The sequence below is a fragment of the Proteiniclasticum sp. genome (assembly GCF_032054185.1).
Taxonomy (GTDB): Bacteria; Bacillota; Clostridia; order Clostridiales; family Clostridiaceae; genus Proteiniclasticum.
Window position 1 is genome coordinate 1 of record NZ_DAMBTF010000012.1, and the last position, 14,077, is coordinate 14,077.

The 14,077-nt window shown below is 42.7% G+C and carries 12 protein-coding genes and 1 riboswitch; of the genes, 11 read left to right on the forward strand and 1 reads right to left on the reverse strand.

Going from position 1 to position 14,077, the window contains the following annotated elements; translation table 11 throughout:
- The first annotated feature begins 194 nt into the window (after window positions 1–194).
- The 8 genes from RTX25_RS08225 to RTX25_RS08260 all read left to right on the forward strand — a co-directional run bounded on the left by RTX25_RS08225 (window position 195) and on the right by RTX25_RS08260 (window position 8,618).
- On the forward strand, window positions 195–1,349 hold the full coding sequence (locus tag RTX25_RS08225) for an AI-2E family transporter (RefSeq protein ID WP_312652609.1): 1,155 nt from the start codon (window positions 195–197) through the stop codon (window positions 1,347–1,349).
- Window positions 1,350–1,612: 263 nt separating this feature from the next.
- Window positions 1,613–2,278, forward strand: coding sequence for a SatD family protein (locus RTX25_RS08230; RefSeq protein WP_312652611.1), 666 nt, complete (start codon window positions 1,613–1,615; stop codon window positions 2,276–2,278).
- Between the two features lies 1 nt (window position 2,279).
- Window positions 2,280–3,011: a DUF3307 domain-containing protein gene (locus RTX25_RS08235; RefSeq protein WP_312652749.1), complete on the forward strand. Its 732-nt coding sequence runs from the start codon at window positions 2,280–2,282 to the stop codon at window positions 3,009–3,011.
- A 49-nt stretch (window positions 3,012–3,060) separates the two neighbouring features.
- Entirely contained in the window at window positions 3,061–4,407 is a 1,347-nt protein-coding gene (locus tag RTX25_RS08240; protein ID WP_312652612.1) for a metallophosphoesterase, read from the forward strand.
- A 155-nt stretch (window positions 4,408–4,562) separates the two neighbouring features.
- Window positions 4,563–4,743, forward strand: a riboswitch (Lysine riboswitch).
- A gap of 160 nt (window positions 4,744–4,903) precedes the next feature.
- Window positions 4,904–5,728: a transporter substrate-binding domain-containing protein gene (locus RTX25_RS08245; RefSeq protein ID WP_312652614.1), complete on the forward strand. Its 825-nt coding sequence runs from the start codon at window positions 4,904–4,906 to the stop codon at window positions 5,726–5,728.
- A gap of 92 nt (window positions 5,729–5,820) precedes the next feature.
- Window positions 5,821–6,576 carry an amino acid ABC transporter permease gene (locus RTX25_RS08250; protein WP_397428537.1) on the forward strand — a complete coding sequence of 252 codons (756 nt, stop codon included), beginning with the start codon at window positions 5,821–5,823 and terminating at the stop codon, window positions 6,574–6,576.
- 4 nt (window positions 6,577–6,580) lie between these two features.
- Window positions 6,581–7,321, forward strand: coding sequence for an amino acid ABC transporter ATP-binding protein (locus RTX25_RS08255; RefSeq protein ID WP_312652616.1), 741 nt, complete (start codon window positions 6,581–6,583; stop codon window positions 7,319–7,321).
- Window positions 7,322–7,595: 274 nt separating this feature from the next.
- Window positions 7,596–8,618, forward strand: a complete 1,023-nt coding sequence (locus tag RTX25_RS08260; protein WP_312652618.1) for an ATP-grasp domain-containing protein — start codon at window positions 7,596–7,598, stop codon at window positions 8,616–8,618.
- 121 nt (window positions 8,619–8,739) lie between these two features.
- On the opposite strand, the gene RTX25_RS08265 is transcribed toward RTX25_RS08260, so the two are convergent.
- A complete protein-coding gene (locus tag RTX25_RS08265) occupies window positions 8,740–9,696 on the reverse strand; it encodes an NADP-dependent oxidoreductase (RefSeq protein WP_312652620.1) in 957 nt (318 codons plus the stop codon).
- A 154-nt stretch (window positions 9,697–9,850) separates the two neighbouring features.
- Here RTX25_RS08265 and RTX25_RS08270 point away from each other — a divergent pair, with 154 nt between their 5' ends.
- The 3 genes from RTX25_RS08270 (at window position 9,851) to RTX25_RS08280 (ending at window position 14,044) form a co-directional block, all read left to right on the forward strand.
- Entirely contained in the window at window positions 9,851–10,504 is a 654-nt protein-coding gene (locus RTX25_RS08270; RefSeq protein ID WP_312652622.1) for a DUF6977 family protein, read from the forward strand.
- A gap of 116 nt (window positions 10,505–10,620) precedes the next feature.
- A complete protein-coding gene (corA, locus tag RTX25_RS08275) occupies window positions 10,621–11,679 on the forward strand; it encodes a magnesium/cobalt transporter CorA (RefSeq protein WP_312652624.1) in 1,059 nt (352 codons plus the stop codon).
- 73 nt (window positions 11,680–11,752) lie between these two features.
- The gene (locus tag RTX25_RS08280) at window positions 11,753–14,044 is read left to right on the forward strand and encodes a heavy metal translocating P-type ATPase (protein ID WP_312652626.1); all 2,292 of its coding nucleotides are present in this window, start codon (window positions 11,753–11,755) and stop codon (window positions 14,042–14,044) included.
- The last annotated feature ends 33 nt before the right edge of the window (window positions 14,045–14,077 follow it).

Below are 14,077 nucleotides of genomic sequence, written 5' to 3' on the forward strand. Positions count from 1 at the left end.
AATGCAAAAAGCGACCGATTTCCGTATGGAAATGGTCGCTTTGTCTACAGTCTGAGAAGGCAGCAGAGGCTGCCTTCTTTTTCATGAACGTACAGATTATTCCTCAAGAATCTCTATGTCAATCTCATCCAATCTACAGTATAATTAAAAATAACGTATATTTTCGCTATCATAAGTATTATAAGGGTAGCGGCATGAAAGAGGTGGGTTCGATACTGGATAAAAAGACTTCAAAAAGCATTATTTATATCATATTCTCGGCAATACTCTTTTACTGGGCACTTAAACATATTCCGTTCATCATGACCCTGACTGCAACGGTATTAAAACCCATGGTGCCTCTCTTTATCGGAGCTGCACTTGCATTTGTTCTGAACATCTACATGAATGTGCTGGAAAAACTGTTTCACAAGATGAAAAAAAGAAAGATGAGAAGAGCAGTCAGTCTGATTCTGACGTTTCTAAGCCTGTTTACAGTCATAGCGCTTGTGCTGCTCATTGTCATCCCTGAAATCGCAATGACCTTCGAGAATCTTGCCAGCATGCTGCCTGGATTCATCAAGGATGCAACGGCATGGCTTAATGATATGCTGGTCAGGTTCCCTATGGTTGAAGACTATATGGTGAACATTGATCTATCGCTTGAAAACATCGGGGAAACTGTACTTGATGCCGTCATGGTCGGCGGCAACAGTCTGGCAGACTTTACCGTCAATTTTGTGTCCAAGTTCCTTGGTGGTGCACTGAATGTCCTTCTGGGACTGATCTTTGCCATATACATTCTGGTGGATAAGGAGAATCTGGGTAGACAGATCAGAAGAATTCTTTATGCCTATCTTCCACAGAAGAGGGTAGACCAGTTCATGGGTGTCACTGCACTGATCAGCGATATCTTCCAGAAGTTTGTTACAGGTCAGCTCACCGAAGCCATAATACTTGGTATGATGTTTGTGGTTTCCATGTTTATTTTCGGATTCCCTTACGCGGTTGTGGTCGGAATCCTTGTAAGCATTACAGCTCTGATTCCCATAGTCGGTGCATTCATCGCCATGTTCATCGGAGCGTTCCTGATCTTTGTCAGCAGCCCTACACAGGCACTCTGGTTCATTGTTCTCTTTCTGGTTCTCCAACAGATCGAAGGTGACCTCATCTATCCTAAGGTTGTGGGCAATTCCATCGGACTTCCGGCCATCTGGGTTCTTGCTGCCGTCATGGTAGGCGGAGGCCTGTTCGGGGTGCTCGGTATTCTGCTTGCAGTGCCCATCTGCTCGGTGATGTATGTCCTCATCAAGCGTAATGTCGCTCAGGAGCTGGAAAAGAAAGAAATCGACGAGAGAAAATACAGCTGATGAAATAGAACCGGCTAATAATGATCATTGCAGTCCCGCAGAACATTCTGCGGGATTTTCTGCTGCCTTCAAATTTTCGTCTGCACAGAATCTTCCCTTAAAGATTACTGTTCGTTTTTTGTACGAGTTATGTTATAATAGAACAAACGTTCTATTATAACATTGACATATTCATTAGAACCGTGATTTGTATATTTTCAATGTTATAATATTGAAAATTAACTTATCAATGGTATAATGAATAAAAGGTAAGGAGGAGATCTATGTATTTTGCAGTGATAGGCGACATCATCGCCTCAAAGAAATTAGAAAACCGTTTTGCTGTTCAGGAGAATCTGAAAGAGATTCTCGAGATCATCAATAAAGAATATGAATCAGACATTGCATCGAATTTTACAATCACCATCGGGGATGAATTTCAGGGGCTTCTTAAAAAAGGCGGCCGTGTCATAGAGATCGTGGATAAGATCAAAATTTACATGCAGAAGGTGGATATCCGTTTCGGCATAGGAATTGGGGAAATCAAAACAAGAATCAATAAGCTCAGTATCGGTGCAGATGGTCCTGCCTACTGGAATGCAAGGGAGGCTATTTCCGAAATCCATAAGGATAACGACTACGGTAATGCAAAGATCATGATTCGGGCAGACGAGAACATAAACCTCGTAAAGGTCATGAATGAAACGCTCAGGCTCTGCGACTATATTGAAAGCAGATGGAGAGAAACACAGGCTGAAGTAGTCGAGAAATCCATTCTGACTTACGGACACAGTCTGAAGGTCAAACAGATCGAGCTGGCGGAGCTGCTTGAACTCACCAGTCAGGCACTGAATCAGCGTATCCAGAGCAGCGGTTATTACAACTACATCAGAGCACGGAGAGAAATCTCTCAGCTCATGGAAGCGGAATGGGGTGAGGCAGTTGAATAGCATGGCACTTTTTCTCCCGCTTCTTATCCTCCATGTCATCGGAGACTTCTATCTTCAGAGCAATGGCATGTCCATCAGAAAGAGAGGAAATATCAGGTATACACTGAGGCACAGCCTGATTTATGCCATACCTTTTTTCTCCCTCTTCATTCTGCATAGAAATATTGCATCTGTGTTTATACTCTCCGTACTTATTCATGGTTTGATTGATCTTCTTAAAAGTCAGGTGGAAGTATACAGAGGCAGAAGATTCATGAAATACGTGACGGAAAGAAACAGTTATATCATCGATCAGCTCTTACATATCATTACCCTTGTCGTCATTTCAGAGCTCTTCTATGATGATAAAATGTTCAGATTCAGTGAAGAGCTTTCATTCCTACTCTATCTGAGATGGATGCTCGCAATCCTGCTCATCTTCAAGCCCGCCAACATCACATTCAAAATGCTGTTCAGCCGATTTTCGCCGAAAGAGGAGAAACCTGTTTCCATTCATGGAGCTGGCGCAGTAATCGGATCCCTTGAGCGGATACTCATGCTGATCTTTCTTGCTCTCGGACAATATGCATCCATCGGACTCATTATGACGGCTAAGTCCATTGCCCGATATGATAAAATATCAAAAGATCCGGTTTTTGCAGAATACTATCTTATTGGAACACTTTTTAGTATAATGACTACGCTGATTGTTTATTTCATCGCCTTTGATGCCATCGTTTTCTATAAGGGCTGAACAAGAAGAGATTCGGGTAAAATCGCATAAACGCCAGGAGGCTTAAATTTTGAAGAATAATAAACTGATGATCACTGCTTCTATTCTGATGCTGTCTTTCATTCTATCCGGATGCGGAAATGCAGTTAAAACCGTTGATACACCTGATGAAGTGCAGGCTCTGCCGGATGAAGGTACAGATATTTATGTGGCATCCGATCTCCATTATCTTGCACCTGTTATGAACGACAAGGGTGAAGCTTATAAGAGGTATACTGCGGTTAGTGACGGGAAGAACCTCGACCACATAGACAAAATCCTCAATGCCTTCAAAAATGATGTGGTGGAAAAAACGCCCGATGTCCTCGTTCTCAGCGGAGATCTCACCAATAACGGAGATAAGGAAAGTCATCTTGCATTAGCAGATGCTTTAGAAGAGATAGAAGATGCTGGGACAAAGGTCTTTGTGACACCTGGAAATCATGACATCAATAATCCTCATGCACGAAGCTTCATCGGATCAAAACAGACCAAAGTGGAATCTGTCACACCTATGGAGTTCAGTGAAATCTACGGGGAATACGGATTCAGTGAAGCATTCATGCGTGACGAACATTCTCTCAGTTATGTCGCTGAGGCGTCGGATGATGTATGGATCCTGCTTGTGGATACCAGCAAATACAAGCGGAACATCGAGCTCAATTATCCGGAGACCGGAGGAATCATCAGTCTCGGGACTTTCACCTGGATGAAGGAGGTTCTTTCATCTGCTGAAGTAAAGGGTGCCGAAGTCATCACAGTGAGTCATCATAATGCGCTTATTCACAGCCCCATCGCTGTCGAAGATTATATCATCGACAATAATGAGGAATATCTCAACATCGTAAGACGTCATGGTGTCCGCCTGAACCTCACCGGTCATATTCATATTCAGGATATTAAGAGTACAGATGAAAAAGAACCTTTTTATGAAATCTCAACAAATGCACTTTCAGTGTATCCACATAAATATGGGATGTTACGCGTCCTGCCGGATCTCAGCATGGAATACGAGAGTGCCAGAACTGATCTTAGAGATGTCATGGCTGGAAGCAGTCTGAAGGAATTCAGATCGCTTGAAGACTGGTCAAGAGACTATTTTGAGAAAGCTTCTGTGACAAGAATGCATGCACGTTTCATGGAAGAGTCCAATGCTACGAAAGAAGATGCCGATCTGATGGCTGAGGCCATCGGAAAACTTAATGTTCTGTATTTCGGAGGGGATGAAGATAAAGTGACCCAAGAGATGCTGAGCCATGAAGGACTTAAAATCATGAGTAAATATTCGGAAGACAGATCAGCATATTATATGGACCGCATTCTGAATGAAATCGGACCTGATGACAATAGACTCTCAATTCCGGCAAGAAAGCATTAAGAATATTTGAATTTCAAAGCATATGAAATGATTTACATCTCCAGTAAAATGCATAGATTGATGACAGATTCATTATTATTGCATAATACGGTTGACACAAAAAAACAAGTACGTTAGTATAGAGTCAACAATTTAATAGTGACCTCATCTTTATCAGATGAGGTAGAGGAGCGATATTTAAGAACCATGGAGTAGCTGAGGAAGCAAAGATCCCGTGGAAGAGGAAATGTCGCCGAAGTGTATGACAGCCTCACTGTCACATGCTGGGCTTGCAGTTAAGAGCTGCCGGACTGTCCTTATGGCCAACCCAGGTCATAAGGTTGAGCTATCTTATCAAGGGAAAGAAAGGGGATCTAGGGTTGCATTTGTAATACCTGAGTTCGTCTCAGGTATTTTTTATTACAAAAAAATTCACTATTAAATGGTTGAAATGTATTTTTATAAGTAGTATAGGTATGGGTATACAAGTATCCTTACAAAAGAAGGAGAGTATAAAATGAGAAGAATATTAGCTATATTAATGGTTATCATGAGCACATCACTGATTCTGGCCGGATGCGGAACAAAGATCGATGCTGAAGGAGACGGTGTATTTAAAGTAGGTATGGAAGCCGGCTATGCACCATTCAACTGGACACAGAATGATGATTCAAACGGAGCAGTTAAAATAGAAGGTACTGAGGAATATGCGGCAGGATATGATGTGGAAGTGGCGAAAAAAATCGCTGAAGGCCTTGGCGAAGATCTTGTCATCGTCAAAGTCGAATGGGACGGCCTTGTACCGGCACTTAAGTCCGGAACAATAGATGCCATCATCGCGGGCATGTCACCAACCGAGAAAAGAAAAGAATCCATCGATTTCACCGACAACTACTACATGTCAGATCTTGTCATGGTAGTGGCTAAAGGCGGCGAATACGAAAATGCGACAAGCCTTGCTGACTTCTCTGGAGCTAAAGTTACAGCTCAGCTGAATACCTTCCATTATGATGTCATCGACCAGATCGAAGGTGTTGAAAAACAGACTGCCATGGATAATTTTTCAGCCATAAGAGTTGCTCTGGAATCTGGAGTCATCGATGCCTATGTGACAGAAAGACCGGAAGCGGTCAGCGCCTCCGCAGCAAATGACAAGTTCACATTTGTGGAACTTACAGACGGATTTGAAACATCACCAGATGATACAGCCATCGCAGTAGGAATCAGAAAAGGAAACGAAGAACTGATCGGACGTATCAATGAAATACTTGGAGACTTACCTGTAGAAGAGCAGCAGAGCATAATGGATCAGGCGATCCTCAATCAGCCTTCACAGAACTAATCAGAATGACCTGGCTCCTTGGCTGGAGCCAGTTTTTCCATGAGGAGGATATATTTACAGTGGATTCGATAATAAACTTTGTAGAAACGCTTATGAACATAATGGTGAGCAACTGGGAGATGTTCCTTAGAGGAGCACTTTCCACCCTTCAGATTTCCATACTCAGTACCATCTTAGGTACAGGTCTTGGACTGATCATAGGAATTATAAGAACAATCCCCCAACCGGAGAGAGGGCTTAAGCGTATTGTGCTGAAAGTCATCAACGGACTGATGTCGGTATATATCGAGGTGTTCAGAGGAACACCTATGATTGTGCAGGCCATGATCATCTACTATGGCGTAGCTCAGGCTTACGGAATAGATATGAACAGAACCTTTGCCGCCATTCTGATTGTAACCATCAATACCGGTGCTTATATGTCGGAAATCGTAAGAGGAGGAATTCTCTCCATCGACAAAGGTCAGTATGAAGCTGCCCAGTCCATTGGTATGACCCATTTCCAGACCATGATGAATGTAGTGCTGCCTCAGGTTATCCGAAATATTCTTCCTGCAACAGGAAATGAATTTGTCATCAACATCAAGGATACTTCGGTGCTGAATGTCATCTCGGTGACTGAACTGTTCTTTGCGACTAAGTCTGTAGCGGGTGTAAACTATATGTATATGGAAACCTTCATCGTTGCGGCGATGATCTATCTGGTCATGACTTTCTCGGTAACCAGAATTCTGAGACTGATCGAGAGAAGAATGGATGGTCCTGCAAACTATATCCTCACCGGGAATCAGATGCAAGTGCTTGAACCGGAAGATCAGATAAGAAAGAGCGAAAAGAGGGGGAAGTAAGAAAATGGAAAATATCATAGACATCAGACATCTTCGAAAGTCCTTTGGAGAGCGCGAAATCTTAAAGGACATCAACTTCAAGGTCGATGGTGGAGAAGTTGTCTGCATCATCGGAGCATCAGGATCCGGAAAATCCACACTGCTCAGATGCATCAATCTTCTTGAAATACCCAGTGGCGGAGAAATTCTATACAGGGGAAAGAACATCCTTGAAGAAGGATCCAGTGTCAGTGCATACCGTACAAAACTCGGTATGGTCTTCCAGCAGTTCAATCTTTTTGAAAACCACAATGTACTTTCTAACTGTGTCGTAGGCCAGATGAAAGTGCTGAACAGAAGCAGAAAAGAAGCGGAAGAAACCGCACTTAAATATCTCAAGGTGGTTGGCATGGATCAGTACGTTCATGCAAAGCCCAAGCAGCTTTCAGGCGGACAGAAGCAGAGAGTCGCAATTGCCAGAGCATTGTCCATGGAACCGGATGTACTACTATTTGATGAACCGACTTCCGCTCTAGATCCAGAAATGGTCGGAGAGGTTCTGAAGGTCATGAAAGATCTGGCCGAGTCAGGACTTACCATGATTGTGGTCACACATGAAATGGCATTTGCACGAGATGTTTCAGACCGTGTCATCTTCATGGATGAAGGGGTAATCGTAGAAGAGGGGCATCCTCAGGATATCTTCAATGCACCAAAGGAAGATAGAACGAGAACTTTCCTTCAGAGAACACTGAAGGAAAACTGAATAACAGATAATCTTTAAGCAGCAGAATCTTCCATTTGTATTCTTTTCTGGAATACATATGGAAAATTCTGCTGCTCTTTTTATTGTATAATTTAAAGTATTCAGCGATTAAATCATAAACATTGTTTGATTTATGTGGTTTCACTGGTCACATACATAATTTCCAGGCGTTTACACAAAATAATTAAACAATTGATTAACATTGGATTCATATGTTTATGTTAAGGTTTTCAATAGAAAGACTTTGCTTAAACTTATAGGAGGTAATCTTAATATGAAAATAGGAATCGTAATGGACAAACCAAGAGCTAAGATTCTTCAGAACGAAGAAGGTTTACTGGAAGATCAGATCAAGAAATCGACTGCCGCATTTGTCGAAGAAGCTTTACAGACAGAATACGATACAGTGCTTCTCGTTTATGATAAAGATATCATTACGAAGTTAAGAATGGAAAATGTAGATTTAGTCTTTAATCTGTGCAACGGAATCAGAGGCGAATCCAGATTATCCCAGCTTCCTTCGATGCTTGAGTCTGAAGGTATACCGTATACCGGTTCAGGACCTATCCCTCATGGGATTGCCTATAATAAGATTTTCTCAGGGAAGATCTTCAAAGCGTCAGATATTCCGACACCCGGTTTTTATACCGTCAGAAGTGAAGAAGAAGTGGAAAATCTGAGCCTGAAATTCCCGGTGCTGGTTAAGCCGAAGGATGAAGGTTCAAGTCGTGGGATTAAGGATGACTCGCTTGTCTACAACATGGAAGATCTGAGGAGGAAGGTCATTGAGAATCTGGAGAGCTACAATCCGCCTGTAATGATCACCGAATACCTTGATGGCGCAGAGTACACTGTAGGAATCATGGGGAACCGTGAAAATCTGAGGGTTCTTCCTATTATGGAAATCGATCTGTCAAGGCTTCCGAAAGGGATGAATAAGATTTACAGCTTTGAAGCGAAATTCGAATTTGAAGATTTCGTAACTTATCATCTGCCTGCAAGACTGGATGACAGGATGAAGAAAAAAATCGAAGAGACAGCCATCAAGGCTTATCAAAGCCTGGGGCTTCGGGATTATTCGCGAGTGGACATCAGACTTAAGGATGGAATTCCCTATGTCATAGAAATCAATTCACTACCAGGTCTCAACAGTGAAATCAGTGACATCGTGAAAATGGCCTATGCTGAAGGACAGACCTATCAGGAACTTGTGCTCAGTATAGTTGAAATCGCGAAGGAGAGAATCCTTGTCGATCCTATGCAGGAACTGGTCTCAAACATCAATGAAGTCATATAGTAAACACTGATCCGCTCTTTACTCAGAATGGGAAAAGGCTAACCGGCAATCGTAGACAGTAATAAAAGATGGAGAAAAGCTTTCGCTTTTTTCCATCTTTTATGATGCTGGTATTTTAAGGTTACTCATCATGCCCAATGATGATGACCGCTTTCCCGAGAAGACCGCCTTCCTCGTGGAGTCTGTGGACTGTGGGGATATCCGAAAAAGTCCAGGTTGAGGTCACAACAGGCTTCAATTTTTCATCTTTCAGAAGATCTGAGATGACTTTAAGTCTTTCCCCACCTCTTTTTGTCTGCTGACTGATCACTTTGATGCTCATATCCTTTTCATCCAGATCATCAGGGATGCCTAAAGTGCTGACAAATCGTCCATGATCTTTGACCGAAGAGAAAAGGGATTTCATCTTTTCAGCGCTTAACGGGGCAAGATTGTAGAATACATCAACCTTCTCAAGAAGGGCTTCAAGTATTTCTTCTTTCCTGTAGTCGATGATGAGCTCTACATCATAAGGCTCAAGAAGAGCTGCACTTTCACTGCTGCATACTGCCGTGATATGAGCATTTTTCAGCTTTGAAAGCTGAACAGCCATAAGTCCTACTCCACCGGTGGCACCGTTGATCAGGATGCGTTCATTCTCCTTCAGTTCACCTAGTTCATACACACCTTGAATGGCTGTGAGTGCAGCAAGTGGAACAGATGCCGCTTCAGTCAGGGAGATATTCTCAGGGATAAGGTCTGCATCTTTTTCCTTCAAGGTGACATATTCTGAATATGAACCGTTGCGACGGATATCAAGATATGCATAGACACGGTCGTCGATCTTAAATCTGTTCGCATTTTTTCCGCGCGATATAACTTTTCCTGAAACATCCAGCCCCAGAACTTTCGGTTCATCCAGACTGATGATTTTTCCGAACTTTCCTTTTCGTGAAGACGCATCAGCAGGATTAAACGATGCAGCATGAACTCTTATCAGAATCTCATCCTCCAGAGGGGCGGGGATATTCATGGAAACCTCCTGAAAAACAGAAGGATCACCAAACTCATTAATGACCATGGCACGCATTGTATCCATAATATTTATCTCCTTTAGTTTATATGACCAGAATATACAGCAAAAACAATTCAATATTAGTATTATGACATATTGTTCACAGAAGATTATTAGAATAGTAATAAATATATTTTAAGGGCAGTTATAATTAAAGTATAAGTGAGGTGAATCAGACATGGCAAAACGTATTTACTTTATCGCCAAAACTTCATACCAGGGACTCATTGTGGAGAAAACCATCGAGTATGAACATTTCCGGGGAGAGAGCCAGAAACAGAAAGAAAAATCAATTCTGTCCATGCATCATGCCATACGAGCATATGAAAGCGGAGGTAAGATTCTGGATGTTTCAAAATACTCAAATGAACGGCTGGGTAGAGATCTCGCAGGAGTGAACCTCAAGTATCGGACGGAGCTCGGGACGGCGTACCCGGTGATGAATATATTTGAAAGCGCAAAGGTGTTTGAAGGAGGAGGACCTTATCAGGACCTTCTTACAGAAGAATCCAGAGCGGTTTCACAAGACAGAAGACTGAAGGGGTCAGGTAGACTTCTCGGGTTCCATTTTGAAGGTGAACCTTACAGCCTGACACCCCGACACTATTTCTTTGACTGGATCTATATCAACGCACTCTATCAGCACAAAGAACTTCATGAAAAGATTATTGCCTACGATATGATTACGGACCTTGATTACAGCATGAACAGTATGTTTGCAAGTTCTGCCAGAGCATGTGCCTATTTCATCAGTCTATATCATGCTGATCTTCTGGAAGATGCGTTAACAAGCAATGAATCGTTTCTGAAGATCTATCGAATGGTCTTCTAACTGAAAGATCTCATGAACAGCTATGGTGATTAATATCCATGGCTGTTTCTTGTGTAACATTTATTTCGAAAATCTGTCATAATTTTAAGTATAATAATCGGAAAGCGGTGATTCTTATGGAAAACAGCAGTCAGTTCATCCAGCCCAATGAACCCGGTACTCAATTGAAGAACGAAACAGGTGATTCTCGCGATAAAATCAGCATCATGCTCTATAATACAGAAAAACTGGAAGAGAAAATTATCCGGATTTCTGAGGTATCGGAGTATAAGAATCTGATCGATCAGAATGAGGTAGATCAGCTCTGGATCAACCTGGATAATAATTATGATGAAAGTGTTGTAGAGGCCATCTGCGATATTTTTCATATTCATTCTCTGGTGAAGGAAGATATCATACAGAAAGGCCAGAGACCCAAGGTGGATGACTACGAAAACTATGTATTTATTGTGGCAAAGATGATCTACTATAAAGAAAGGGATCTTATACTGGAACAGCTTAGTTTTATTGTTGGTGAAAGATACCTCATCACGTTCGGGGATGAAGAAGGAGACGTCTTTGACCGCATCCGGAACCATCTGAGAAAAGAGGGCAGCCTGATCAGACGCGAAGGTGTAGATTTTCTCCTGTACAGTCTGATCAATTCTCTAACAGAAGGCTATTTCAATGTGCTGGAAACCATGGGTGAGATTATTGATCTGATCGAAGAAAAAGTCCTTATAAGCAAAACGAATGAAGAGCAGAAAGAAATCAGGAAAATAAAAAAAGATCTTCTTTTCATCCATAAATTTTCCTGGCCATTGCGCGAAGTCACCTCATGGCTGGCGAGAGAAGAATCCGTTGTCTTCAATAAATCGACAAAAATGTTCTTTGATGATCTAAGCAGCCAGCTCATTCAGGTTATTGACACAACAGATACATACAGGGAGCTGCTATCAGGACTGATTGAAATCAGTCTGTCCAATATCAGTTATCGTCTTAATGAAGTCATGAAAGTACTGACCATTATTTCTACAATTTTTATGCCTCTGTCGTTCATTGCAGGTGTCTATGGCATGAACTTCAAGTTTATGCCTGAGTTAAATACAAGGTACGGATATCTGATTACATGGCTGGTCATGGTTGTGATTGCAGCATTTATGGTTTATTACTTCAAAAAAAAGAAGTGGTTCTGACTTGACAATCAGTTTCCGACAGGGTATTATCTAATTGTAGACACCCCCCAGGGGGTGGGGTTAGGAGGTAACTATGGAACAGAAAAGATTCGATGTCACTGGAATGACCTGTTCAGCTTGTTCTGCAGCGGTAGAAAAGTCTGTGAGAAAGCTCGATGGTATTTCAAATGTCACGGTAAGTTTAATGACCAACACCATGACTGTAGCTTATGATGAGGATGTAACAGAGGATTCTGTTATTGAAGCAGTCAAGCGAGCAGGCTATGGTGCACAGGTCCATAATAAGAAGGGAGCCGCTCAGTCGGTGACGAAGGCGAACCCGATAGAAGATGAACTGAAAGAGATGAAGACAAGGCTTATTGTCTCAACGGTATTTTTAATTCCTCTTTTATACATCGCCATGGGATATATGGTTGGACTGCCTGTACCTGGCTGGCTGGTAGGTCCTGAAAATGCGATAAGTTTCGCGTTTATCCAGATGCTTCTGTCCATGCCTATCGCGTATGTGAACAGAAAGTACTTCAGTATAGGCTTCAAAGCACTCTGGCTGCGATCACCGAATATGGACTCTCTCATCGCCATCGGTGCTTCGGCAGCATTCCTCTATGGAATATATGCCATATTCAGAACAGGATACGGTCTGGGACATAATGAAATGCACATCGTGCACAATTTCGCTCATGATCTGTATTTTGAAGTGGGAGCAACAATTCTGACACTGATCACCTTCGGTAAGTTCCTGGAGACAAGATCAAAGGGAAAGACATCCGAAGCCATCAGCAAACTCATGGACCTTGCACCTAAGACTGCTCTGGTCGTGAGAAACGATATGGAAATGGAAGTGCCGATAGATGAGGTTATCATCGGTGATATCGTAGTGGTAAAACCAGGTAAGAGCGTACCGGTGGACGGTACCATTGTTGAAGGATCATCATCCGTCGACCAGAGTGCACTGACAGGTGAGAGCATACCGGTTGAGAAATCAGCAGGAGATAAGGTTATTGCAGCAACCATAAACAAGACCGGATATTTCCGTTTCAGAGCGGAGAAAGTCGGAGATGACACCACTCTTGCGAAGATCATCCAGCTGGTGGAAGACGCGAATGCCACTAAGGCACCAATAGCGAAGCTTGCTGACAAGATCAGCGGAATCTTCGTTCCGACAGTCATCGCCATTGCCATTGTGACATTCATTGTCTGGATATCCCTTGGATACTCATTCGAATTTGCGCTGTCACTGGCCATCACAGTACTGGTCATTTCCTGCCCATGTGCACTTGGACTAGCAACTCCTGTGGCGATCATGGTTGGAACCGGTAAAGGTGCACAGCACGGAATACTGGTTAAATCAGCTGAAGCCCTAGAGACCATGCATTCCATCAATACAGTGGTACTTGATAAGACAGGAACCATTACAGAAGGAAAGCCCGTTGTAACAGACATCATCACAGATGGAAACATTTCTGAGGAAGAACTGATTCTCATCGGTGCATCCATAGAAAAGCCTTCAGAACATCCTCTGGCAGAAGCCATCGTGGAAAAAGCGAAGGAAATGAACATTACACTGAAGAAAGTGGAAAACTTCAATTCCGTTTCAGGTATGGGTATCGCGGCACTGATCGACGGGAAACCTTATATCGCCGGTAACCTTAAACTGATGAATGAAGAAAATATCGTCATGGGCGATTTCCAGGAGATATCAGACAGACTCGCCAATGAAGGAAAGACCCCGCTGTTCTTCGGAACCAATGAAAAGGTGCTCGGAATCATTGCGGTAGCAGACGTCGTAAAGAAAAACAGCAAGCAGGCTATAGAACTCTTCAAGAAGATGGGTATCGATGTGGTCATGCTCACTGGAGACAACAAAAGAACTGCAGAAGCCATCAGAAGACAGCTGAACATCGATAGAGTCGTAGCAGAAGTGCTGCCTCAGGATAAGGAAAGAGAAATCAGAGAGATCCAGGCGACAGGTCATAAAGTCGCCATGATCGGAGACGGTATCAATGATGCTCCGGCACTGACCAGAGCAGATGTAGGTGTTGCCATTGGAGCAGGTACCGACATCGCCATTGAATCAGCCGACATTGTCCTCATCAAGAACGATCTTCTGGATGCGGTAACCGCAGTGCAGCTTTCAAGGGCAACCATAAAGAACATCAAGCAGAATCTCTTCTGGGCATTCTTCTACAATGTTCTGGGTATTCCGGTAGCTGCGGGTGTATTCTACATCGCTCTAGGATGGAGACTGAGTCCGATGTTTGCAGCGGCAGCAATGAGTATCAGTTCGGTATTCGTTGTGACCAATGCACTGAGACTAAAGTTCTTCCAGCCGCTGCATGAGAAAAATAGACCTGTAACAGAGTAATCAAAAAACATCAAAAAACAAATATAAAAAGCA